General features: G+C 72.8%; 22 protein-coding genes. 17 read left to right on the forward strand and 5 right to left on the reverse strand.

Going from position 1 to position 24,091, the window contains the following annotated elements; translation table 11 throughout:
• The first annotated feature begins 84 nt into the window (after positions 1-84).
• From EDF53_RS05645 to EDF53_RS05695, 11 genes are all read left to right on the forward strand, one after another.
• Positions 85-906 carry an LLM class flavin-dependent oxidoreductase gene (locus EDF53_RS05645; protein ID WP_123292642.1) on the forward strand — a complete coding sequence of 274 codons (822 nt, stop codon included), beginning with the start codon at positions 85-87 and terminating at the stop codon, positions 904-906.
• Positions 903-2,180, forward strand: coding sequence for an NtaA/DmoA family FMN-dependent monooxygenase (locus EDF53_RS05650; RefSeq protein ID WP_221181191.1), 1,278 nt, complete (start codon positions 903-905; stop codon positions 2,178-2,180). Before EDF53_RS05645 ends, EDF53_RS05650 begins: the two co-directional genes overlap by 4 nt.
• Before the next feature lie 280 nt (positions 2,181-2,460).
• A complete protein-coding gene (locus EDF53_RS05655) occupies positions 2,461-2,868 on the forward strand; it encodes a carboxymuconolactone decarboxylase family protein (RefSeq protein WP_123292643.1) in 408 nt (135 codons plus the stop codon).
• A gap of 10 nt (positions 2,869-2,878) precedes the next feature.
• Positions 2,879-4,084, forward strand: coding sequence for an LLM class flavin-dependent oxidoreductase (locus EDF53_RS05660; RefSeq protein ID WP_123292644.1), 1,206 nt, complete (start codon positions 2,879-2,881; stop codon positions 4,082-4,084).
• Entirely contained in the window at positions 4,081-5,517 is a 1,437-nt protein-coding gene (locus EDF53_RS05665; protein WP_123292645.1) for an NtaA/DmoA family FMN-dependent monooxygenase, read from the forward strand. Before EDF53_RS05660 ends, EDF53_RS05665 begins: the two co-directional genes overlap by 4 nt.
• Positions 5,514-6,536: an LLM class flavin-dependent oxidoreductase gene (locus EDF53_RS05670; RefSeq protein ID WP_123292646.1), complete on the forward strand. Its 1,023-nt coding sequence runs from the start codon at positions 5,514-5,516 to the stop codon at positions 6,534-6,536. Before EDF53_RS05665 ends, EDF53_RS05670 begins: the two co-directional genes overlap by 4 nt.
• Positions 6,533-7,561, forward strand: coding sequence for an ABC transporter permease (locus EDF53_RS05675; RefSeq protein WP_123292852.1), 1,029 nt, complete (start codon positions 6,533-6,535; stop codon positions 7,559-7,561). Before EDF53_RS05670 ends, EDF53_RS05675 begins: the two co-directional genes overlap by 4 nt.
• On the forward strand, positions 7,558-8,451 hold the full coding sequence (locus EDF53_RS05680; protein ID WP_123292647.1) for an ABC transporter permease: 894 nt from the start codon (positions 7,558-7,560) through the stop codon (positions 8,449-8,451). Before EDF53_RS05675 ends, EDF53_RS05680 begins: the two co-directional genes overlap by 4 nt.
• Positions 8,448-10,085, forward strand: coding sequence for an ABC transporter ATP-binding protein (locus EDF53_RS05685; RefSeq protein ID WP_123292648.1), 1,638 nt, complete (start codon positions 8,448-8,450; stop codon positions 10,083-10,085). The genes EDF53_RS05680 and EDF53_RS05685 overlap by 4 nt, the downstream gene beginning before the upstream one ends.
• Positions 10,082-11,719 carry an ABC transporter substrate-binding protein gene (locus EDF53_RS05690; RefSeq protein ID WP_123292649.1) on the forward strand — a complete coding sequence of 546 codons (1,638 nt, stop codon included), beginning with the start codon at positions 10,082-10,084 and terminating at the stop codon, positions 11,717-11,719. Before EDF53_RS05685 ends, EDF53_RS05690 begins: the two co-directional genes overlap by 4 nt.
• Entirely contained in the window at positions 11,716-12,927 is a 1,212-nt protein-coding gene (locus EDF53_RS05695) for an LLM class flavin-dependent oxidoreductase (protein WP_123292650.1), read from the forward strand. Before EDF53_RS05690 ends, EDF53_RS05695 begins: the two co-directional genes overlap by 4 nt.
• Before the next feature lie 444 nt (positions 12,928-13,371).
• Here EDF53_RS05695 and EDF53_RS05700 read toward each other — a convergent pair whose 3' ends face one another.
• The 3 genes from EDF53_RS05700 to EDF53_RS05710 all read right to left on the reverse strand — a co-directional run bounded on the left by EDF53_RS05700 (position 13,372) and on the right by EDF53_RS05710 (position 16,447).
• Positions 13,372-14,397: a transporter substrate-binding domain-containing protein gene (locus EDF53_RS05700; protein ID WP_123292651.1), complete on the reverse strand. Its 1,026-nt coding sequence runs from the start codon at positions 14,395-14,397 to the stop codon at positions 13,372-13,374.
• Positions 14,398-14,462: 65 nt separating this feature from the next.
• Positions 14,463-15,236 carry an amino acid ABC transporter ATP-binding protein gene (locus EDF53_RS05705; protein WP_123292652.1) on the reverse strand — a complete coding sequence of 258 codons (774 nt, stop codon included), beginning with the start codon at positions 15,234-15,236 and terminating at the stop codon, positions 14,463-14,465.
• Positions 15,236-16,447, reverse strand: coding sequence for an amino acid ABC transporter permease (locus EDF53_RS05710; RefSeq protein WP_260215222.1), 1,212 nt, complete (start codon positions 16,445-16,447; stop codon positions 15,236-15,238). Before EDF53_RS05710 ends, EDF53_RS05705 begins: the two co-directional genes overlap by 1 nt.
• Before the next feature lie 131 nt (positions 16,448-16,578).
• Between EDF53_RS05710 and EDF53_RS05715 the strand changes: the two genes are divergently transcribed.
• From EDF53_RS05715 to EDF53_RS05730, 4 genes are all read left to right on the forward strand, one after another.
• Complete coding sequence (locus EDF53_RS05715) at positions 16,579-16,830, forward strand: DUF4287 domain-containing protein (RefSeq protein ID WP_123292653.1); 252 nt, start codon at positions 16,579-16,581, stop codon at positions 16,828-16,830.
• A 49-nt stretch (positions 16,831-16,879) separates the two neighbouring features.
• Positions 16,880-17,848 (forward strand): hypothetical protein, encoded by a 969-nt coding sequence (locus tag EDF53_RS05720; protein WP_123292853.1) that lies wholly within the window; start codon positions 16,880-16,882, stop codon positions 17,846-17,848.
• Between the two features lie 76 nt (positions 17,849-17,924).
• Positions 17,925-19,352: an alpha/beta fold hydrolase gene (locus EDF53_RS05725; RefSeq protein WP_123292654.1), complete on the forward strand. Its 1,428-nt coding sequence runs from the start codon at positions 17,925-17,927 to the stop codon at positions 19,350-19,352.
• A complete protein-coding gene (locus EDF53_RS05730; RefSeq protein ID WP_123292655.1) occupies positions 19,349-20,899 on the forward strand; it encodes a GMC family oxidoreductase in 1,551 nt (516 codons plus the stop codon). The genes EDF53_RS05725 and EDF53_RS05730 overlap by 4 nt, the downstream gene beginning before the upstream one ends.
• Positions 20,900-20,979: 80 nt before the next feature.
• Here EDF53_RS05730 and EDF53_RS05735 read toward each other — a convergent pair whose 3' ends face one another.
• Complete coding sequence (locus EDF53_RS05735; protein ID WP_123292656.1) at positions 20,980-21,546, reverse strand: GIY-YIG nuclease family protein; 567 nt, start codon at positions 21,544-21,546, stop codon at positions 20,980-20,982.
• Between the two features lie 529 nt (positions 21,547-22,075).
• Positions 22,076-22,921: a siderophore-interacting protein gene (locus EDF53_RS05740; RefSeq protein WP_123292657.1), complete on the reverse strand. Its 846-nt coding sequence runs from the start codon at positions 22,919-22,921 to the stop codon at positions 22,076-22,078.
• 58 nt (positions 22,922-22,979) lie between these two features.
• Here EDF53_RS05740 and EDF53_RS05745 point away from each other — a divergent pair, with 58 nt between their 5' ends.
• Together EDF53_RS05745 and EDF53_RS05750 are read left to right on the forward strand one after the other, a co-directional pair.
• Entirely contained in the window at positions 22,980-23,663 is a 684-nt protein-coding gene (locus tag EDF53_RS05745; protein ID WP_123292658.1) for a heme oxygenase (biliverdin-producing), read from the forward strand.
• Positions 23,660-23,953 carry a DUF2470 domain-containing protein gene (locus tag EDF53_RS05750; RefSeq protein ID WP_200849248.1) on the forward strand — a complete coding sequence of 98 codons (294 nt, stop codon included), beginning with the start codon at positions 23,660-23,662 and terminating at the stop codon, positions 23,951-23,953. Before EDF53_RS05745 ends, EDF53_RS05750 begins: the two co-directional genes overlap by 4 nt.
• The last annotated feature ends 138 nt before the right edge of the window (positions 23,954-24,091 follow it).

Below are 24,091 nucleotides of genomic sequence, written 5' to 3' on the forward strand. Positions count from 1 at the left end.
TACGGTCGGTGCACCGGCTCGCCACGGACGCTGGGGAGGTGACCGTGGCGGGCCGTTCTGCGCACCTCGAACGGGAGGACCACCGTGACCACCGCGCCCAGCGCCCCCGCACCACTCGTCGTCGCCGTCCCGGACGCGGACCTCGCCGCGGCGGCCGCCACACCCGGCGGCATCGCCCGACTCGCGGTCCGCATCGTCGGTTCCGGAGCCGCCGTCGTGGCGATCGGCACCGACCGCCTCGACGCGGCGACGAGCACCGGCCACCGGCTGGACCCGACGACCGCGGCGCTCACCCTCGGCCGTGCCCTGCCGGAGCACGGGTTCCTCGTCGCCGTGGCACCGACCCGCGAGCACCCGTACAACGTCGCCCGTCGGGTGCTCTCGCTCGACCACGTCCTGGACTGCCGGGTGGGCATCGTCGTCGGCGCCCGGGACCACGGCGCACCGGTCACCGGAGCCCCGAGCACCGGCGCACCGCACGACCCTGCCGAGTTCGCCCGGGTGCTCCGCGGGCTGTGGCGCACCTGGCCGCTCGACAGCATCGTCGGGGACCGCGCATCGGGTGTCTTCGCGCACACCGACCGGATCCGACCGCTCGACCACGACGGCGGACCGGACGGCTACCGCGTCCGGGGACCGCTCACGACACCGTCGAGCCGGCAGGGCGAACCCGTCCTCGCGGTCTGGCACGACGTCGACGTGCCAGGAGCGGACCTGGTGCTCGGCGGTGCGGCGCACCCGCTCGCACCGCTGCCGGGGGCGACGGACGGGGCGGAGTCGCACCGGGCCTCCCGGTCGACCGTGACGCGACCTCCACGACCGACGCGACCAACGCGACCGACACGTCCGACGCTCCGCGCCCTGCTCGGGCTGGCCGTGCCGGACGCCGCGGCGGTGACCGCGTGACGGGCGCTGGCGGCGACGCCGGCCTGATCCTCGGCGTGAACCTGCAGGGCTTCGGGCAGCGTCCGGCGGCCTGGCGCACCCAGGACGTCGACCCGACCGACCTGCTCACGGCCGAGTTCTGGGGCGACCTCGGGCGCACCGCCGAACGCGGGCTGCTCGACATGGTCTTCTTCGCCGACCACCCGGCGTTCGGCGACCCGAACGTCCGCGCCTACGGACTGCTCGAGCCGTTCGTGGCGCTCGGGGCGATCGCCGACGCGACGAGCCACCTCGGGTTGGTCGGCACCGCATCGACGACGTACAACGACCCGTTCGACGTCGCCGAGCGGCTGCTGTCGCTGGACACGGTGTCCGGCGGGCGCGTCGCCTGGAACGCCGTCACCACCTACGACCGCTCGGTCTCCGCCAACTTCGGTGTCGCGACGAACCCCGACCGGCCCGAGCGGTACGCCCGCGCGGGGGAGTTCGTGGACCTCGTGACGGCGCTCTGGCGGTCCGCCGCGACGGGGGAGCCGGTCGTCCACCACGGCGAGTTCCTCGACCTCGAAGGCGTGCTCCGGGTCCCACCGTCGGCGCAGGGGCACCCGGTCGTGTTCCAGGCCGGGGGATCGCCGCACGGTCGTGACCTGGCGGCGCGGGTCGCCGAGGGCGTCTTCGCCGTCGAGCTGACGCCGGAACCCGCCCGCGAGCACCGGCGCGCGGTCAAGGTCGCCGCCGAGACGTACGGCCGGAGCGCAGCCGACGTCGCCGTCGTGCCCGGACTGTCGCTCGTGCTCGGCAGCACCGAGGCCGAGGCGCAGCGTCGGTTCGACGAGCTCGAGGCCCTCGCGCCGGACGGCTACTCGCTCCGGGCGCTCGGGACGCACCTCGACGCCGACCTGTCGGGGCTCGACCCGGACGCGCCGATCCCGTCGGCGGTCCTGGACCGCGAGGTCGACCCGGTCACCTACGGGCCCTCGCTCGGCTACCACGAGACGGTCGTGCGGTGGGTGCGCGCCAACAACACCTCGTTGCGGGACGTGCTGCGGGGCTTCGGCGGGTACGGCGCCCGCATCGTGGTCGGCACGCCCGAACAGGCTGCCGACACCATCGAGGACTGGTACCGCACCGGTGCCGCCGACGGCTTCAACCTGATGATCGACGAGTTCCCGCGGGGCCTCGAGACCGTCGTGGACGAGCTCGTGCCGATCCTGCAGCGCCGCGGGGTGTTCCACCGGTCGTACGAGGACGTGACGTTGCGCGGGCGGTTCGCGGCGCGCGCCCGGGGGCTCTGACGCCGCACGGTGCGCGGTCCGCGGTACGGCCGCGCTGCCGCACGGTGCGAGGTTGGTCACCCCGTGCGGGCTTGCAGCCCCGCACCAGGTGATCAACCTCGCACCGCCGGCCGACCCCGCCGCCGCCGGCCGACCGCCGCCGCCGCCGCGCGGCCGCGCCCGCGCCGCGCGTGACGCCGTGTGACGGCCGGCCGGCGGCACCGCGTCACACGACGACACCGCCGGTCACGGTCCGCAACACCCGTCGCCTCGGTGCCCCGACCGCCCTAGCGTCGCCGACATGACCGACTACCTCGACCGCGAACAGGACAAGACCTTCACGAAGGTCTACAAGCAGCAGACCCCGGACATCCTCAAGGCCTTCGTCCAGTTCGACGAGTCGGTGTTCCAGGCCGAGGGCCGCGCGATCCCGCTCAAGTACCGGGAGCTCATCGCCCTCGCCGTCGGCATCACCACGCAGTGCGTCTACTGCATCGACGGCCACAGTCAGCGCGCGGTGACGGCCGGCGCGACCGAGGCCGAGCTCGCCGAGGCCGCCTGGGTCGCCACCGCGATCCGCGCCGGCGGCGGGTTCGCGCACGGCCGACTCGGCTTCAAGTTCGGCGCCGGCGCGGCCCTCGCCCACGCGAACCCGGCCGACGCGGCCCCCGCACCGGCCGCGGCCGACCACGCCGCGCACACCCACTAGGAGGACTGCCATGCCCGACCGCATCACCCTCGTCACCGCACTGCAGGGCGCCGGCTGGCACCCCGCCGCCTGGCGCGTCGCCGGCCCGGCCACGCAGCGCCTGTCGAGCCTCCGGCACTGGCGCGACGTCGTCGTCGAGCAGGACCGCCTCGGCATCGACGCCGTCACCATCGAGGACTCGTTCACCGCGGGCCCGACGGCTGCCGACCACGACCTCGACACCACGACCGTCGTCGGACGGCTCGACGCCCTCCTCGTCGCGAACGCGGTCGCCCCCGCGACCCGCGCCGTCGGTCTGGTGCCGACCGTCTCGGTGACGCACACCGAACCGTTCCACGTCGCCACGGGCCTCCAGACCCTCGACCACGTCTCGCTCGGGCGAGCCGGGTGGCGGATCCAGGTGAGCCCGACGACCCGCGAGGCGGCCCTGTTCGGCCGCCGCCCCGGCGGCGACACCGCCGCGGACCTGTTCGACGAGGCCCGCGAGGCGGCGGAGGTCGTGTCGCGCCTCTGGGACAGCTGGGACGACGACGCGATCATCCGCGACGTCACGACCGGCCGGTTCATCGACCGCAACCGGATCCACAACGCGGCGTTCGAGGGCGCGTCCTTCTCCGTCCACGGCGCGTCGATCGTCCCGCGGTCGCCGCAGGGGCGCCCGCCGGTCTTCGCGCTGGCCCACCGCGCCGACGCTGCCGCGTTCGCCGTGGACGCTGCGGACGTCGTGCTGGTCACGCCCGGCTACGACGGACGGGAGGCGCGGGACACCCTGGCACTCGTCCGTGACGCCGAGCAGGTGACCGGGTCGGACGTCCGTCGCCCGGTCCTCGCCGACCTCGCGGTGCTGATCGGGTCCTCGACCGCTGCCGCGGCCGACGAGCTCGCCGCGCTCGACGCCGCTGCCGGTGCCCCGTACACCGTCGGCTCCGGCTCGGACACGTCCGTGCTCGCGACGACAGTGCCCGAACTCGTGTCGCTGATCGGGGACCTGCGGGGCCTCGGTTTCGCCGGCGTCCGGCTCCGCCCCCTGCGCATCCCGATCGACAGCACCGCCATCGCCAGGCAGCTCGTCCCCGCCCTCGTCACCGCCGGGCTCCGCGCCGACGTGACGTCCCGTCCCACCGCCGACCTGCGCACGCGGCTCGGCATCGCCCCGGCCGTCAGCCGGTACGCGTCCGCACCCGCCGGTTCCGTCTCCGTGGAGGTCTCAGCATGAGCGCCAAGCGTCAGGTCCACCTCGCCGCACACTTCCCCGGCGTGAACAACACCACGATCTGGAGCGACGACCGCGCCGAGAGCCAGATCGCGTTCTCGTCGTTCGAGCACTTCGCCCGCAACGCCGAGCGCGGGTTCTTCGACTTCCTGTTCCTCGCCGAGGGCCTGCGGCTCCGCGAGCAGAAGGGGCGCATCCACGACCTCGACGTCGTCGGACGCCCGAACACCCTCGCGGTCCTGGCCGCCCTGGCCGGGGTCACCGACCACATCGGTCTGGTCGGCACCCTGCAGACGACGTTCAACGAGCCCGTGGAACTCGCGAAGCAGCTCGCCACGCTCGACCACCTGACCGACGGCCGTGCCGGGTGGAACGTCGTGACGAGCTCGGACGCGTTCCACGGCGCGAACTTCCGCCGCGGCGGGTTCCTCGACCACGCCGACCGGTACACGCGGGCCGCCGAGTTCATCGCGCTGTCCCGCGAACTCTGGGACTCGTGGCAGGCCGACGCCGTCGTCGCCGGCACCGCCGCGGGCGGCGCGCTGGCGGACGGCGTGTTCGCCGACCGGTCGCGCATCCGCGACGTCGACCACCACGGCGCGCAGTTCGACGTCACCGGCACGTTCCCGGTGCCCCGCAGTCCGCAGCGGCACCCGGTGATCGTGCAGGCCGGTGACTCCGACGAAGGGCGCGACCTCGCCGCCACGAACGCCGAGGTGATCTTCTCGCTGCACACCGAGTTCGACGACGCGCAGGCGTTCTACCGCGACGTGACCGAGCGGCTCGAACGGGTCGGACGATCGAAGGACGAGCTGCAGATCCTGCCCGGCGCGACGTTCGTGATCGGGTCGTCGGCGGAGGACGCCGAAGAACGGTCGAACGCCATCCGTCGCGCCCAGGTCAGTCCGGCCACGGCGATCGCGTTCCTCGAGCAGGTCTGGAACCGCGACCTGTCGTCGTACGACGTCGACGGCCCGCTGCCGACGATCGAACCCGACTACGAGGGCACCGCGATCACCCGCGGGCGCGCACGGCACACCCGCGACGTCCCCGCCCTGGTGCAGTCCTGGCGGGACCTGGCCGAGGCCGAGCACCTGTCCATCCGCGACCTCGTCATCCGCGCCTCGACCCGCGGCGGGTTCGTCGGGACGGCGTCGCACATCGCCGCCGAGATCGACCGGTACGTGCAGGAGCGCGCCACCGACGGGTTCGTCGTCGTGCCGCACACCAACCCGTACGGCCTCGACGAGTTCGTCGACACGGTCGTCCCGCTGCTGCAGGAGCGCGGTGTCTACCGGCAGTCCTACGACGAGGGGGCGACCCTCCGGCAGACGCTCGACCTGCCCGGCACGATCCGCGACCGTTCGGCCGCCGCACGCACGGCCGCTGCGGCGGGTCCGGCGCGTGCGGCAGCGTCCGCCGGGGTGCTCGCGTGACGATCTCGAGCCTCGCCATCCTCGTCCCCGGCAACTTCGAGGACGACGCCCCCGTCGACGGTCTCGAGGCCACCCTCGACCTGTTCGCCACGGCCGAGCGGCTCGGCGTCGACGGCGCCTGGGTCCGGCACCGGCACCTCGAGCACGGCATCGGCTCGGCCGCGGTCTTCCTGGCGGCAGCGGCGCAGCGCACCACGTCCATCGAGCTCGGCGTCGCCGTCGTGCCGATCGGGTGGGAGAGTCCCTTCCGCCTGGCCGAGGACTTCTCGCTCGCCGACGTCCTGGCGCACGGTCGGCTGCAGGTCGGCCTGTCCACCGGCTCGCCACACGCCGAGATCCTCGGCGACCTGGTGTTCGACGGCGACTGGCGCGCGTTCGACCGTGGGTACGGGCGGGTCTCCCGGTTCGTGGAGAACCTGCGCGGCGCGTTCCTCGGCGCGGACGACACCGTCATCCAGAGCCCCGGGAACGTCCAGCGCCCCCGGTTGCAGCCCTACGCGCCGGGTCTGGTCGACCGGGTCTGGTACGGCGGCGGGTCGCTCCGGTCGGCCTCCTTCGCCGGCAGTTCCGGGCTCAACCTGCTGCTCGGCAACCTCACCTCGGGCGAGGGCACCGACGACTACGGCACCGCCCAGCGGAACCAGCTCGCGGCGTACCGCGCCGCGCTGCCGACCGGGCGAACGCCCCGCGTCGCCTGGGGCCGGTGCGTCGTGCCGACCGACTCGGCCGACCGGGTCTCGCGCGAGCGGTACCGCACCTGGTACGAGTCCCGTCTCGCACGGCAGACCGCGCCCCAGGGACCGCGGCGGACCCTGTTCTCCGCCGACCTGGTGGGGCCCGCCGAGCAGATCGTCGAGCAGCTCGTGCACGACGCCACGCTCGCCGAGGTCGACGAGTTCCGGATCGAGTTGCCCTACGAGTTCGCCGGTGACGAGTACGAGCAGATCGTCTCGGACGTCGTGGCGAAGGTGGCACCGGCGCTCGGGTGGACGCGTGCCCGGACGGCGGTGGCCGCATGACCCGCTACGTGCTCTCCCGCATCGGCCAGGCCGTGCTCGTCCTCTGGGCGGCGTGGACGATCTCGTTCTTCGTCCTCTACGTGCTGCCGAGCGACCCGGCCCGCATCATGGTCGGCCCGGACGCCACCGACGTCACGGCGGCGCAGCTCGACGCGCTCCGGCACCAGTACGGCCTCGACCAGCCGGTGCTCGTGCAGTACGTCCAGCACCTCGGCGCCCTGCTCACCGGCGACCTCGGCCGCTCGATCGGCGTCGGTCGACCGGTCGCCGACGTCATCGGCGAAGCGATCGCGCCGACCGCCCAGATCGCGGTCGCCGGCCTCGTGCTCGCGATCGTGTTCGGCGGCGGGATCGCGGTCCTCGCGACGTGGACCCGGAACCGGGCCCTCGGCCAGTTCCTGCTCCAGCTGCCCCCGATCGGCGTCGCCGTCCCCGGGTTCTGGTTCGCGCTGCTGCTGGTGCAGTGGTTCTCGTTCGGGCTGCACGTGTTCCCGGCGTTCGGTGGCGAGGGCCCAGCGTCGGTCGTCCTGCCGGCGATCACCCTGGCGCTGCCGACCGGTGCCACGATCGCCCAGCTGCTGTCGAAGTCCCTCGTCCAGACGCTCCGCGAGCCGTACGTCGACACCGCGTACGCCAAGGGTGCCGGGCGGTGGCGGGTACAGCTCCGGCACGCGCTCAAGAACGCTGCGCTGCCCGCACTCACCGTGACGGGACTCATCGTCGGGCAGCTGTTCTCCGGCACCGTCGTCACCGAGACGGTGTTCTCCCGCCCGGGCCTCGGCCGGGTCACCGCCACCGCCGTGCAGCAGCAGGACATCCCCGTCGTGCAGGGCATCGTGCTGCTCGCCGCCGCGGTCTTCGTCGTCGTGAACCTGGTCGTCGACCTCGTGTACCCGCTGCTCGACCCGCGCGTCGTCGTCGCCGGCAGCCGTCGGAAGCTCCGCGACCAGGACGGCGGGACACCGGGAGCGACGCCCGGCGCCACCCCGTCCAGCGCCACCGAACCGAAGGCGGTCCCCGCATGACCGAGACCACGCAGCTCGCCATCGGCCGCCCCGCGTCGCTCGTCAGCGACCGCGTCCCCGGCGGCACGACGACAGCGCTCCGCGCGCTCGTCGCCCGTCCGACGCTCACCATCGCCATCGTCTGGCTCGCCCTCGTCGTGCTCGCCGCGCTCCTGCCCGGAGCGCTCACCCACCACGACCCGCTCGCCGCCGATCCGGCCGCCAAGCTCACCGCTCCCGACGCCGCGCACTGGTTCGGCACCGACCAGCTCGGCCGCGACCTGTACGCCCGCGTCGTGCACGGCACCGCGCTCACGCTGCAGGCCGCGGTCCTCGCGATCGTCATCGGCCTGGTCGGCGGCTCGCTCATCGGGCTCGTCGCCGGCTTCGTCGGCGGGGTCGTCGACGCCGTGCTCATGCGCGTTGCCGACGTCCTGCTCGCGATCCCGAGCCTGCTGCTCTCGCTGACGATCGTCACCGTGCTCGGCTTCGGTACCGTGAACGTCGCGGTGGCGGTCGGCGTCGCGAGCATCGCCACGATCGCGCGCATCATGCGTTCCGAGGTCGTCCGGGTCCGCACCGCGCCGTACGTCGAGGCCGCGAGCGCGAACGGCAACCGCTGGTGGCGCGTCCTGCTCGTGCACGTGCTGCCGAACGCGGCCGGTCCCGTCCTGGTGCTCGCCGCCCTCGAGTTCGGCACCGCGATCCTCGCCGTCTCCAGCCTGAGCTTCCTCGGCTACGGCGCGCAGCCACCGCAGCCCGAGTGGGGTTCCCTCGTCGCCACCGGGCGCGACTACATCGCGTCCTCGTGGTGGCTCACGACCATCCCCGGCCTGGTGATCGCCGTCACGGTGCTCGCCGGCAACCGCGTCGCCCGCGCGCTCGACACCGAACGGAGGGCCGTCCGATGAGCCTGCTCAGCATCCAGGACCTGACCGTCACCTACGGCCGCGGCAGCAGTGCGCGCACCGCCCTCCACGGCGTCTCGCTCGAGGTCGGCCGCGGCGAGCGCGTCGCCATCGTCGGCGAGTCCGGTTCGGGCAAGTCGACGACGGCGCACGCGGTCCTCCGGCTCCTGCCCGCAGCGGCGGACCTGACGGGAGGCACGGTGCGGCTCTCCGGGGCGGCCGACGGCTCCGGGGACCTCGACCTGGTCACCGCGACCGACCGCCAGGTGCGGTCCGTGCGCGGCGTCCGGATCGGCTTCGTGCCGCAGGACCCGACGGTGTCGCTCAACCCCGTGACGCGGATCGGCACCCAAGTGGCCGAGGTGCTCCGGATCCACGGACTCGCCACCGGCGCCGAGGCCCGGGAACGCGCCGTCGAGGAGCTCCGCCGTGCCGGCATCGACCGACCCGAACTCCGCGCGCGGCAGTACCCGCACGAGCTGTCCGGCGGCATGCGGCAGCGGGTGCTCATCGCGATCGCCCTGATCGGCGACCCCGAGCTGCTGGTCGCGGACGAACCGACGAGCGCGCTCGACGTCACGGTCCAGCGGACGATCCTCGACCACCTGGACCGGCTCGTCGCCGAACGGGGCACGAGCGTGCTGTTCATCACGCACGACCTCGGGGTCGCCGCCGACCGGGCCGACCGCATCGTCGTGATGTCCGAGGGGCGGATCGTCGAGCAGGGCACCCCGGCCGAGGTGCTCGGCGCACCCCGTGAGGCGTACACGCGCGCGCTGATCGCAGCGGCGCCCAGTCTCGACGACGTGACCGCGTCCGTGGGACTTGCCACGGGCCTCCCGTCCGGACGCCCCGACCCACTCGTCGTCGCGACCGGACTGCGGAAGTCCTTCGACCGCGTGACCGCCGTCGACGGGGTGGACGTGACCGTCCCGCGGGGCCGCACCCTGGCGCTGGTGGGGGAGTCCGGGTCGGGCAAGTCGACCACCGCGCGCCTCGTGCTCGGACTCGAACGCCCGGACGCCGGCAGCGTGCGGTTCGACGGCGCCGACGTGGGCGGAGCCCGCGGTGCGGCGCTGCGGGCGTACCGGCGGCAGGCGCAGATCGTGCAGCAGAACCCGTACGCGGCGCTGCACCCGCGGCTGTCGGTGGGGGCGGTGATCGCGGACCCGCTCGCGGCCTTCGGCATCGGCACCCGGCGGTCCCGTACGGCTCGGGCGGCGGAGCTGCTCGACCTCGTCGCGCTGCCGTCGTCCGTGCTCGGTCGTCGACCGGCGGAGCTGTCCGGCGGACAGCGGCAGCGTGTGGCGATCGCCCGCGCGCTCGCACTCGACCCGTCGTTCATCGTCCTCGACGAACCCGTCTCCGCACTCGACGTGTCCGTCCAGGCGCAGATCCTCGACCTGCTCGCGGAGCTGCAGTCGACGCTCGGCGTCTCCTACCTGTTCATCTCGCACGACCTCGCCGTCGTCCGTCGCATCGCGCACGAGGTGTCCGTCCTGCGGGGCGGCCGCATCGTGGAGCACGGCGACGTGGCGCAGGTGCTGCACGACCCGCAGCACGAGTACACGCGCGCACTGCTCGACGCGATCCCGGGACGATCCCGGCGCGTCCCCACCACTGAAGGAGTCTCATGACCACCCACCGCACCCCGTTCCGTCTGGTGGCCGCGATCGCGGCCGGCACCGCGGCGGCCCTGGTCATGGCGGGCTGCTCGTCGGGCGGTACCGCGTCGACGTCCTCGTCGTCTTCGTCGTCGAAGCCCGTCGACGGCGGCTCGCTCACCTACGCCATCGCGAACGACCCGATCACGCTCAACCCGACGGGTACCGGCGCGGGCAACGACACGCTCGCGATCACCCGGCAGCTCGTCGACTCGCTGCTCTGGCAGGACCCGTCCGACGGCTCGCTCAAGCCCTGGCTCGCGACGAAGTACTCGGCGAACGCCGACGCCACCGCGTTCACGTTCGACCTGCGCTCCGGTGTCACGTTCTCGGACGGCACCGCGTTCGACGCGACGGCCGTCAAGGACACCTTCGACGACATCGCCTCGGCCGGCGCATCGAGCACGGCCGCCGCGTACTTCTCCGGCTACGAGGGGACGAAGGTCGTCGACGACGACACGGTCGAGGTCGACTTCGGGGCGCCGAACGCCGCGTTCCCGAACGCCACGTCGTCGGTCGCCCTCGGCATCGTCGCCCCGACGACCACCGAGACCCCGTTCGAGGACCGCGCCGACGGGAAGGCCGTGATCGGGACCGGACCGTTCACGCTGCAGTCGTACACGAAGAACACGTCCACGATCCTGACGAAGCGAAAGGACTACGACTGGGGTCCCGCAGCCCGCGGCGGCTCCGGGGCAGCGCACCTGTCGAAGGTCACGTTCCAGGTCGTGCCCGAGGCGAGCGTCCGCACCGGCAGCCTGCAGTCCGGGCAGCTCGACGCGATCAGCAGCGTGCAGCCGAGCGACGTCGACACCCTGCAGGCGCAGTACGACCTCGTCACCCGCGCCAACCCGGGCCAGGTGTTCGGGCTGACGTTCAACCAGAAGCGGCCGATCGTGTCGGACCTCGCAGTCCGGAAGGCGATCGCACAGGCCGTCGACCCGAAGGCGGTCCGGGACACCTCGCTGAACGACTTGTTCAAGGTCGCGAACTCGGTCCTCGGGTCGACGACGCCCGGGTACGCGGACACGTCGTCGGGTTCGGCCGCGTACGACCCCGCCGCAGCGAAGAAGGCGCTCGACGCCGCTGGCTGGGAGAAGGGCTCCGACGGCATCCGCTCGAAGGACGGTACGAAGCTGCAGCTCAAGCTCGTCTGGATCACGAACTTCGGACCGAACCAGACGTCCCTCGAGCTGATCCAGCAGGAGCTCGGGAAGGTCGGTGTCGGCGTCACGCTCGAGAGCGGGACCGTGCCGCAGTACCTCGCCAACCTGACGAGCGGCGACTGGGACCTGTCGTGGGACAACAGCTCGCGCGCCGACGGCGACGTCCTGCGGTCGAAGTTCTCCAGCTCGGGTGCCCAGTCGATCGGTGCATCGGACAAGACGCTCGACGCGCTCTTCACGAAGGAGCTGTCGCAGTCGTCGGCGTCCGACCGGTCGGCCACCTTCGGGGAGATCCAGCAGCGCATCGCGTCCCAGGTCGACTTCGTCCCGGTGCACGAACTCACCAGCATCATCGCGCCGGCGACGGACGTGCACGGCATCGTCTTCGGGGCCGACACCCGGCTCGACCAGCTGACCGGCGCGTGGAAGGACGCCTCGTGAGCGCCGCTCGCTCCGTCCCGCTCTCGGTGCTCGACCTGGTGCCGGTCACCGCCGGGTCGTCCGCAACCACGGCGCTGCACCGCACCGTCGACCTGGCCGTCGCCGCGGAACGTGCCGGGTACGCCCGGTACTGGCTCGCGGAGCACCACCTCAACCCCGGTGTCGCGGGCAGCGCGCCGACCATCGTGATCGGGGCGGTCGCCGCGGCCACGTCGACGATCCGGGTCGGCAGTGCGGCGACGCTCGTCGGCAACGTCCGCGGGCTGCAGATCGCCGAGACCTTCGGCACGCTCGCGGCGCTGTACGGGCCGCGGATCGACCTCGGGCTCGGCCGCTCCGGGGCGCCGGCACCCGGCACCCCCAAGCCGCCGTCGCTCGCGCCCCGTTCGGACGAGGTCGTCGACGGACTGCTCGTGCCCGCACCGTTCGACTTCCACATTGCACCGGGCAGCCGGTTCGCCCTGCAAGGGGAGCTGCTCGGACGCGTCCCCGGTGACGTCGACCGGTTCGAGGGCGAACTGTCGCTCATCCGGGGGCTGTTCGCCGGCACCTGGTCGCGGGACGGCACCGTGGTCGAGGCGCCGCCGGCAGCAGGAGCGTCCGTCGAACTGTGGATCCACGGGTCGACCGGCGGTGAGAGCGCCCGGGTCGCCGGAGCACTCGGACTGCCGTACGGCGCGAACTACCACACGTCGCCCGGCACGGTCCTGGCGTCGGTGCAGGCCTACCGCGACGCGTTCCGCCCGGGGGTGCTCGAGGCACCGCACGTCATCGTGTCGGCGGACGTCGTCGTCGGGCGCACGGAGGCCGAGGCCGCGGAGCTGTCGCTCGGGTACGCGGAGTGGGTGCACTCGATCCGCTCCGGCGTCGGGGCGATCGAGTACCCGACGCCGACCTCGGCACGGGCTGCGCCGCTCGATGCGGCGGAGGCAGCGTCGGTCGCCGATCGGCTCGCCACCCGGTTCGTCGGCGACGCTGCGGCCGTCGCGGACCGCCTCGAGGTCCTGCAGCGGGCGACCGGCGCGGACGAGCTCCTGGTGACGACGATCACGCACGACCACGACGCCCGGGTGCGTTCGTACGAGCTGCTCGCGGCGGAGTGGGCGGCGCGGGGTGCGCGTGGTGGTGCTGCGGGTGCGGGTGCTCGTGCTGGTGCCGGTGCTGGTGCTGCGCGTGCCGGGGCTGGCGTGGGTGCCGGGGTGCGCTGACCGAACTGGTCCGTGTCGACCCGGAACGACGAGCTCGATGTCGCACGACATCGGGCTCGTCGTTCGTGCGCGCGTGCAACCGGCGGCGCGTGCAACGAGCGACACCGTGGTCGTCGTGCGACGTCGACGATGTCGTTCGGGGTCGGTGCGCGTGCGGCCGGTGCGCGTGCATGTTCCGACGATCCACCTGTTGATCGTCAGGTGGATCGTCGTCTCTTGCGCATGCATCGAGTGCGCGTGCATGTTCCGACGATGCACGCGTCGATCACCTCGTGGAATGTCGGACGATGCACGCGCAACGAGCGACATCGTGGTCGTCGTGCGACGTCGACGATGTCGTTCCGCATCGGCGCCGACCACCCGCGCGCGCACAGAACGACTCCCTCGACGTCGTGCGACATCGAGGGAGTCGTTCCGAGTCGTTCGGACCCGCCCGAACCCGGCTCAGCTCGCGTCGAGCGGCAGCCCCTCGGGGTTGACCTCGGAGTGCTCCACGGCCTCGTTCGACAGGTTGTACGACCCCAGCCACTTCGCGTACGTGCCGTCGTCGATCAGCTCGTCGATGGCGTCCGCGATGGGCTCGGCGAGCCCGCTGTCCTTCTTCGTCGTCGCCGCGATGAGCCCCTGCAGGTCCCCGCCCGCGCCGGAGAACGTGCCAGCCGTCTTCGTGGGGTTCGCGCCGTCCGCGCTCAACGTGTTCTGGTACGCGACCGTCGGGTTCGGCCCGAAGTAGGCGTCGATCTTGCCGGAGTCGAGCGCCAGCTTCACGGCGTTGCCGTCCGGGTAGTACTTGATCGTGATCGTCTTGCCCTGCTTCGCGAGGTCGGCCTTCCAGCCGAGCAGGATGAGCTCCTGGTTGGTGCCGGAACTGACGGCGACGGTCTTGCCGGCGAGCACGGACGGGTCGCCGTCGAACGTCAACGAGGAGTCCTCCGGCACCTGCAGCGCGAGGTTGTCCTGGCGGTACGAGGCGAAGTCGTACTTCTCCTTGCGCTGCTCGGTCACCGTGATGTTCGAGAACCCGGCGTCGTACTTGCCGCCGTCGATCCCGACGAACAGGTTGTCCCACGTGGCGTTCTGCACCTGGGCCTGGAGGCCGAGCTTCGCGGCGACGAGCCTGCCGAGGTCCGGCTCGGAGCCGGTCAGCGTCTTCTGGTCGTCGCCGGTGAACGCGAGCGGCGGGAACCCGGCGGGCAGCGCACCGATGCCGACGACGAGCTTGCCGGACTTCTTGATCGACGCGGGGAGTTCGTCGTGCAGCTTCTCGTCCGCGTCGACGGTGACCTTCGTCTCGGTGGCGGCACCGTTCGACGCGGCGCCGATCGTGACCGTGCCGTCCGACGCGCCGGAGCCCGAGTCGGAGCCGGCCGTCGCCGACGTGGCGCACCCGGCGAGGGCGACGACGACTCCGGTGGCGAGGACGAGGGCGCCGGCGCGGTTCCGCCAGCGTGCGGGGGTGGTGGGGGACATGGTTCTCCTGGGATCGGGTGGAAGGGGAAGGCGGAAGGGGAAGAAGGAACGTCGAGGGGACGGCGTCAGCGGACGCGGGACAGGAAGTCCCGCGTGCGAGCGTGCTGCGGATCGTCGAGCACCTGGGCGGGGGAGCCCTGCTCGACGATGCGGCCGTGGTCGAGGAACACGACGTGGTCGGCGACCTCGCGGGCGAAGGCGATCTCGTGCGTGACGATGACGAGCGTGGTGCCCGTGTCCGCCAACCCCCGGATGACCCCGAGCACCTCGCCGACGAGCTCCGGGTCGAGTGCCGAGGTCGGTTCGTCGAGCAGCACGACCGACGGTTCGAGCGCCAGCGCCCGCGCGATGGCCACGCGCTGCTGCTGCCCGCCGGAGAGCTGCCGCGGCCGGGTGTCGCCACGGTCACCGAGTCCGACGCGCTCGAGCAGAGCCGCCGCACGGTCGCGCGCCACGGCACGGGGGACCCCGGCGGCGATGGGCCCCTCGGCCACGTTCTCGAGTGCGGTCAGGTGCGGGAACAGGTTGAAGTGCTGGAACACGAAACCGATCCGCGACCGCTGCCGCAGGATCAGGCGCTCGGGCAGCTCCTTGTAGCGGGGGACCCCATCGCGCCCGGTCCGGAGCCGGACGCCGATCGTCTCGCCGCCGACCGTGACGACGCCGCGGTCGAGCGGTTCGAGGTGGTTGATCGCACGCAGCAGCGTGGACTTGCCGGACCCCGACGGGCCGAGCACCACGGTGACGCTCCCGGACGGCAACGACAGGTCGACGCCGTCGACGACGACCGTGTCACCGAACGCCTTGACGGCTCCGTGGATGCTGATCGCTGCGCTCATCAGATGGTCCTGTCGTCGATGGTGGAAGCGGGGCCGGACGCGACCACGCGCGCGGCGGAGGTGGCCTGCCGGGGGCGATCCGGGCCTCCAGGCCGTCCCGACCCACGTCCGGAACCGCGACGCACGGCGGCCCGCACCCGCTGGAACGGCGTGGGCGGCAACGCCCGGACCGAGCCGCGGGCGGTCCACCGCTCGACGTAGTACTGCACGACCGACACCGCGCTGGTGAGCGCGAGGTACCAGAGCGTCGCGACCACGAGCAGCGGGATGATGTCGGTCGGGTAGGTGCTCGACAGGTTCTGCACCACCCCGAACAGGTCGAGCAGCGACACGTAGAACAGCAGCGACGACGCCTTGAGCAGCCCGACGACCTGGTTCACGAACGCCGGCACGATCGACCGCAGTGCCTGCGGCAGGATCACCCGCACGAACTGGCGACGCCGGGGGAGCCCGAGGGCCTGCGCGGCCTCGTGCTGGCCGTGGTCGACGGCGAGCACGCCGGCGCGGACGATCTCGGAGGCGTGGGCGATCTCACTCAGGCTCAGGCCGATCACCCCGATGGCCAGGTCGCCAAGGACGTTGGCCGTGGTGACCTCGACCTGCGGCCCGAACGGGATCCCGATGCCGATCGTCGGGTACAGCGACCCGAGGTTGTACAGGAAGACGAGCACGAGGATGAGCGGCACGGAGCGGAACAGCCAGACGTAGCCCCACGCCAACCCGGACAGCACCGGGTTGCGCGACAGCCGGGCGATCGCGACGACGATGCCGCCGGTGAAGCTGATGACCGCACTGAGCGCCGTCGCGACGAGCGTGAGCTGCAGGCCGGTCAGGATCGCCGGGCTGAACAGCCACTTCCCGACGGCCGGCCAGCCCCACGACTCGTTCGTGAACAGCGTCTCGACGAAGTTCAGGAGCACCACCAGCACGACGGCCGCGGCGATCCAGCGCAGCGGGTGCCGCAACGGGAGGACGGGCCGGTCGAGCGCGGCGCGTCCGGCAGCATCCACGGACGCGTCGGTCGCGTCGGCCGGGTCGCTCGCGTCGGTCGCGTCGGTCGCGTCGGTCGCGTCGCTCGCGACGGTCGGCCGGGAGGCCCGTGGTGCGTCCGGCGCTCCGGCCGAGTGGTCGACGCCGGTCGCGTCGACCCCGTCGGTGCCGGCGACGGCGCTGGTCGCGTCGCGGGGCAGTCCCGTTCTGGTGTCGGTCATGTCGCGACCGTAGAAGGGTCGCGGTGCCTGGACAACGCACCGCGAAACACACCGCTACGGGGCGGAACGCTGCGTCACAGTCGCCGCGCGCATGACGTTCCGTGACGCCGGGTGCGCAGTACTGTTCTGCCATGACAGCGCACCGCGTGACCGCTCCAGCGCCCCCGGCGGACGGCAGCACGGCGAAGGGGCCGGCGTCGTACTTCCCGAGCATCGAGAAGACCTACGGCCGCCCGGTCCAGGAGTGGCTCGACCTGGTCGCCGAGCAGCTCGACGAGCACCCGCACATGCAGGTCGTCGCTTGGCTGAAGACCGAGCACGGGCTCGGCCACGGCCACGCGAACGCGCTCGTCGCGTACGCCAAGCAGGCCCTCGCGGGCTGAGTGCACCCCGGATTCCCGCAGTGTCGGTGGCGGTGCCTAGCGTGTGGACGTGGCCGAACCCGTCGACGCGTGGTGGCGCCGCCGACAGTGGTCGCGCGGCGAGGCGGTGCCCTACGCCGTCGGACAGTTCCGCGCCGACTGGGCGCCGTACCCGGTGCTCATCCGGCAGTACCACCCGGACTGGAACCACGGCGTCGTCCTGACCCAGGTCCCGCCGGCGGCCGAGGTCCTGCTGACGTGGGAGTGCGACGTCGGCCACGTCTTCGTCGCCACGCCGTCCGAACAGCGGTCCCGACCGGGTCGTGAACGCCGACGCTCGGTGTGGTGCCCGGAGTGCGCGGTGCAGGCGCAGCCCCAGCGCTGGCCGGTCCTGCCGTCTGACTGGCCGTCGCAGGTACCGGTCCCGCAGCGTGTCGTCCGGGCCACCGGTCGCCAGACCCTGCCGGCCGCGCCCTCCCGCGGCACCCCGGCGGGTGCCGTCGCCTCGAGCCGCACCCGCGCACGTCGACCGGCACCGGGCACGCCGCGACGTCCGAGTCAGCCGGTGCCCCGCACGATCTGCCCGAAGACCCCGCGGCTGCCCTCGGGCGAGTCCTTCACGAGCGTCTGCGCCCCGGCGACGGCGTCCGCGGTCGAGGCCGAGCTGCGCGCGGCGCTGTCCGACCGGTTCGCGTTCACCTACGACCACTCCGCGATCCGCCTCGACCGGCCGTTCTTCGACCACGTCGAGGTCTGGCCGGACATCATCTTGCCCGAGCTGCGCGTCGCGATCGAGTACGACTCGACCGGCCGCCACGGCCTCGAGCACGTCGGCCCGCGGCAGGACACCGACCGCCGGAAGGACCGCGCCGTCCGTGCCGTCGGCTGGGAGGTCGTTCGCATCCGCACCGGACGCCTGCCGGCGCTCGGGCCGTACGACCTGCAGGTGTCCGGCATCTCCGGCCGGACCGTCGATCGGCTCGCCGACACCCTGCGGGAGATCCGCGGCGACCTCTTCGTGGACGCATACGCACGGTGACCGATCGGGGTACAGGATTCGCCGACGGGGTACACCCCGCCTGGGTCCACCGCGGAGCGACCGGTAGGCAAGAGGGGTGACCCCTGCGTTCTGCCTCCACGCGTTGGGGGCGAGCTCCGAGGAGTTCGCCCTGCTCCGCCGCGCCCTGATCCGCGACGACCTCGAACTCATCGGGATCGACCTGCCCGGCTTCGGCCGCAGCCCGGCGTCGTCCGGCACCACCGTCGAGGAGATGGCCGTCCTCGTCGAGCGCGCGATCGGCGCCAGTGGCGCGAGCGAGTGGGTACTGGTCGGTCACTCCATGGGCGGCAAGGTCGCCACGGTCGTCGCAGACCGCACGATGTCCGGCGCGAACAGCCTGTTCGGGTTGCGCGCCGTGGTGCTGCTCGCGGCCTCGCCGCTGGCGCCCGAACCGATGGACGACGACCGCCGCGCCGCGATGCTGTCCTGGGCGGCGGACGGCCCGATCAGCGCGGCGCACGCCGCCGAGTTCGTCGACGCGAACACCGCGTCTACCCTGGCGCCCGAGCGGCACACGACGGCCGTGCAGGACGTCGAGCGCGCCGATCCCGGTGCGTGGACGGCGTGGCTCACACGCGGTAGCCGCGAGGACTGGTCCGACGCGGCCACGAACCCCGTGCCGGCACTCGTGCTCGCCGGTGCCGAGGACGGTGATCTGGACGCCGAGGCACAGCGGCGCCTGACGCTGCCGCACTGGCCCGACTCGGAACTCCACGTCGTCGAGGGTGCTGCCCACCTGCTGCCGTGGGAGCAGCCCGAGGCGGTGGCGGACCGCATCCGCGACTTCTGGACCCGCCGGTTCACCGGGGCGCCCGTCGTGCCCGTCGAGCAGGCACGGGTGATCGCCTCGCCGCGGGTCAGCGCGCGCATGCGCTCCCTGTTGGCGGCCCGGGCGCTGCCCGATGACCCGTCCGCCGAACCGCGAGCACTCACTGCTCGGCAGCTCGACACCCTCCGTGCGATCGCGCGCATCGTCGTGCCGCAGCCGGGCGACGGTCAGGTGGACCTCGCCCTGCGCGTCGACGACCAGCTCGCCGCGGGGCTCGGTGACGGATGGCGCGTCGACGGCATGCCCACCGACCTCGAGGCGTACCGGGCAGCGCTCGACGTGCTCGCCGAACCGGCACAGGACGGCGCGCTCGACAGTGCCCTGCAGGACGTGGCCGCCGGTCGGTACGGCGCCGACGGTGTGCCCGATGCCGTGATGGATGCAGCACAGCTGCGCGCTTGGTACGAGGACGCCAGCGTCGACCTCGTGAAGCACTGGCTCGCGCACCCCGCGACGATGGCGGCCATCGATTTCGACGGCTTCGCGAACGGCGGCGACGGCGTCCGCAAGCAGGGCTTCGAGTTGCTCGCCGCCGACCAGCGCGAGGCCTGGGAGCCAGCGGCACCCGACCGCCGCGAGCGCACCGGCGACGACACGCACGACGACACGCGCAACATGCACGACGACACCACGACGACGGAAGCAGCACGATGAGACTCGACCGACAGCGCACCTACGGCACGGACGACGTCGTCGACGTGGTGGTCGTCGGCACCGGAGCCGGCGGAGCGCCCCTGCTGGCCTCCCTGGCCCGACGTGGCCTACGGGTCGTCGCCCTCGAGGCCGGTCGCAACACCGAGCCGGGCGACCACGTGCCCGACGAAGTCGCCGCCCCCGGGGACATCAACTGGATGGACGAGCGGCTGAGCGGCGGCGGCGCACCGACGGCGTTCGGTCCGAACAACAGCGGCACCGGGGTCGGTGGTTCGACGCTGCACTGGGGCGCGTTCACCCCGCGTCCGAGCACGCACGACCTGTCGCTCCGCTCCTCGTCCGGTGTCGGCGAGGACTGGCCGATCAGCCACGCCGAGCTCACCGGCTGGATCGAGCAGGTCGAACACGACGTCGGGGTCGCCGGACCCGAGCACTACCCGTGGGACCCGTCGCGCCGCTACCGGATGCGTCCGCCGGCGCGCAACGCCTCGTCGGACATGATGATGCGCGGGGCGGCGGCCGCCGGCATCACCGCGACCGATGCCCCCGTCGGGCTGACCACCGAGGACCGCCACCAGGAGCACCACGGCCTGCGGCACGCCTGCGTCTCCTGCGGCTCGTGCCACCAGGGCTGCCGCAACGGCGCGAAGGTCTCGATGGACACCACCTACCTGCCCGCCGCGGTGGCGTTCGGCGCCGAGATCCGGCCGGACTCGTTCGTGCACGGCATCGAGCTCGATGCTTCCGGCGAGGTCAGCGCCGTGCTGTACACCCACGACGGCCGCGAGCACCGGCAGCGCTGCCGGGCCCTCGTGCTCGCCGCCGGCGGCATCGAGACCCCGCGCCTGCTGCTGCACACCGGGCTCGCGAACAGCAACGGCCAGGTCGGCCGGAACTTCACCGCGCACGGCGCCACCCAGGTCTGGGCACGGTTCGACGAGTCGATGCGCTCCTACCGCGGCTACCCGTCGTCGATCATCACCGAGGACTTCGTCCGCCCCGCCGACGCGGACTTCGCCGGCGGGTACCTGATCCAGAGCCTCGGCGTGCAGCCGCAGACCTTCGCCAACACGCTCATCCGGGGCGGCGGCCTGCGCGGCGCGGAGCTCGTGCGGGCGCTGCAGGACTACCCGCACTCCGCGGGCGTCGGCATCAACGCCGAGTGCCTGCCGTACGACGACAACCGGCTGGTCCTCGCGGACGAGGTCGACGAGCACGGCGTGCCACGAGCCCGGGTCTCGTTCACCCCGGGCGCGAACGAGGACGCGATCCGCCGCCACGCCGTCCGCACCATGACGACCATCGTCGAGGCCGCCGGCGGCAAGGACGTCCGGGTCCTCGAGCGCACCGCACACACCATCGGCACGGCACGCATGGGCGCGGACCGCGAGACCTCGGTCGTCGACCCGGACGGCCGCTCGTGGGACGTCCCGAACCTGTGGATCGCCGACAATTCGGTGTTCCCGAGCGCCGTCATCGCGAACCCGGCGCTGACGATCATGGCGCTGTCCCTGCGCACCGCCGACCGGATGCTCCGCGCGGCCTGACCGGACTGGGCCGGCCGCCGACGTGGGCGGGCTGCCGACGTGGGCTGCCCGCCGGCGCGGACGCGCTCCGGCCCGCTCGGTCAGCCGCGCAGGGCGAGTGCCTCGCTCGTCCACCGGGCGTGCAGGTCCCACGGGTCGTCCACCCCGGCGGCGACGGCGTCGACGTGCGCGAGCAGGTCCGGTGTCGCCCGGAACCACTCGGTGCCGGGGTACCGGGTGGCCGCGAACTGCGCGTGCCGCCGACGTTCGAGTGACCGGTCGCCCCGCTCGAACGCCAGGAGGTCCTGGTGCGGGATCGCGGCCAGCCGCTGCCTCGGGTTCATCGTCGTGCCGATCTTCACCCGGTCGCCGAAGTCGTCGCGCATCCGCAGGTAGTACACGACGTCGACCCGCGGGGGAGCGAGGTCGCCATCGGGCACGTCGCCCCACCGCCACTCGCACCGTGCGCAGACGAACGCCGTCGGGAACCGCACCCCGACACGGGATCCGCACACCGGGCACGGCCCCGGCAGGGTGTCCTCGACGCCGACGTGCTCGGCCGCGAACTCGGTCACCAGCGTGACGTGCGTTGCGCACAGGGGCACGCCCGCGAGCGCGTCCGCAGCGGGGCCCGCGCAACCCGGCACGCAGCACGACGAGGTGACCATGCCCGGAACGCTAGCTGGACCCACCGACGCGCCCCGGGCCTCCCGGCCGCCCTGCGCACCCGCGCCGGACCGTTGCGTACCTGGTCGGTTGGAACGACCAGGTACGCCCGTTCCCGCTTCCCACCGCACCCGCTCTGGGAAGAACCGGGCGTACCTGCCGAAACCGGGCGCACCCGCGCCGGACCGGTGCATACCTGCCGAAACCGGGCGTACCTGGTCGGTTGGAACGACCAGGTACGCCCGTTCCCGCTTCCCACCGCAACCGCTCTGGGAAGAACTGGGCGTACCTGGTCGAAATAGGCGTACCTGCCGAACCGGTGCGTACCCGCCCGAACCGGGGGTACCTGCCGGACCGGCGCGTACCTGCCGGGAACGGGCGTAGCGTACCTACCGAAACCGGGCACACCCGTGCCGGACCGGTGCGTACCTGCCGGGGACGGGCGTACCTGGTCGGTTGGAACGACCAGGTACGCCCGTTTCCGCTTCCCACCGCAACCGCACTGGGAAGAACCGGGCAGGCCGAGACCCGTCAGTCGGTGAAGATCACGCCGACCGGCTCGCGCTTCTCCTCCTGGAACTGGTCCTCGCCGCGGCCGAGCGCCCAGTAGGCCGACAGCGACATCTCGCGCTTCTCCAGCCCCCAGTCGTCCTGCAGCAGCCGACGGATCGCCTTCATCGCGGTCCGCTCGCCGTGTGCGAACACCTGGACCGGCCGGGAGGCACGGGGCAGCGCCCGGGCCGCGTCCAGCAGGAGCGTGCCCGGCTGGGCGCCGGTGGCGTCGCGGTGCAGCCACCGCAGGTCGACCCCGGCCGGGTGCGCGATCTCCTGCTCGTCGGCAGGGCCGGCGACCTCGACCAGGGCGACGCCCGTGGCCGTGTCGGACATCGACTCCAGCGCGGCGCCGATGGCCGGCAGGGCGCTGTCGTCGCCGAGCAGGACGTGGGTGACGTCCGGGTCGTCGACGGGCGTGTAGCCACCGCCGGGACCGGACAAGGCGAGCTTGTCGCCGGGCTGCGCCGCTGCGGCCCAGGGCCCGGCGAGCCCGTCGTCGCCGTGCACGACGAAGTCGACGGCGATCGTCTTCGCGGAGTGGTCGACAGCCCGCACCGTGTAGGTCCGGCGGGCCGGTCGGTCCAGCTTCGGCAGCGTCTCGCGCAGTTCCTCGAGGTCGTACGGGGGCTCGAGGCCGAGCGACGGCTTGGCGAGCAGGAGCTTGACGTACTTGTCGGTGGCGGCCAGCTTGTCCGGGTCGGCCGTGCCCACGAAGTCGTCGAAGGCCGGGCCACCGAGGTGGACGCGCACCATGTGGGGCGACAGTCGCTCGGTCCGGTCGACGACGAAGACGTGCTGGGGGCGTTTGGGCTTGGAGCTCATCGGTACGAGCGTCCTCTCTCCTGCTTGACGTTTGTCGAACTAAGGTTAGCCTTACCTCATGGACACGACCGTCACCCCGTTCTCCGAGCTGCTGCGCAAGCGCACGCGTCGCTCGCACGGTTCCTCGGCCGGGAACGGCTTCATGCACGACCTGCTCGGCGGGAAGTGCGACGTCGCCGACTACGCGGCGTTGCTCGGACAGTACTCGTTCGTCTACGACGCCCTCGAACGTGCGGCCGAGCGGATGGCGGACCACCCGGTGGCGGCGCCGTTCGTCACCTCGCAGCTGACCCGGATGCCGGCGATCCGCGCCGACCTCGAGTACCTGATCGGCCCGGACTGGTCCGAGCTGGTCTGCCCGCTCCCCGCCACGACGGCGTACGTGCGGCGGCTCAACGAGGTCGCGGCCGAGTGGCCGGGCGGCTTCGTCGCGCACCACTACACGCGGTACCTCGGCGATCTGTCCGGCGGGCAGATGATCGGGCGGATGCTCTCCGACCAGTTCGGCTTCGACACGAACGGCGTCCTGTTCTACATCTTCGACCAGGTCGCGGACCCGAGTGCCTTCAAGGACACCTACCGTGCGCAGCTCGACGCGGCGCCGTGGACGGCCGACGAGCAGGAGCGGGTCATCGCCGAGGTCGAACTGGCGTACTCGCTCAACAACGGCCTGCTCGAGGGGCTCGACGCCCGGCGTCGCCCGGTGACCGACGGGGCTGGCGACGTGGCGGTGACCGCGTGACCGAGCCGTTCGACGACGAGGCGCGCCGAGCGATCCTCCGACACATGAACGCCGACCACGCGGTCGACAACCTGGCGATCGTCCGCGCGAACGGGGCCGCGACCGCCGTGGCCGCGACGATGACCGAGATCGACGCGATCGCCGGTGTCTGGCTCGCCCGGCTCGACGACGGCGACGAGGAACAGGTCATCGTGCCCTGGACGTCGCCGCTGACCGACCGCCGCTCGGCGCGGGTGCAGATCGTCGAGGTCCACTCCGCCGCGCAGGCCCAGCTCGCCGAACCGAGCTGAACCGAGCCGATCCGCGCTGATCCGAGCTGATCTGAGCCGATCCGCGCCGACCACAGACCCGCCGGGATCGCGGACCGCGTCGCAACTGCAGGGGTGCTCCCGCCACGCGTCGCGATCCCGGCGTCCCCCCTGCATGCC

Origin of the sequence: Curtobacterium sp. PhB78 (assembly GCF_003751685.1) — a bacterium.
GTDB lineage: Bacteria > Actinomycetota > Actinomycetes > Actinomycetales > Microbacteriaceae > Curtobacterium.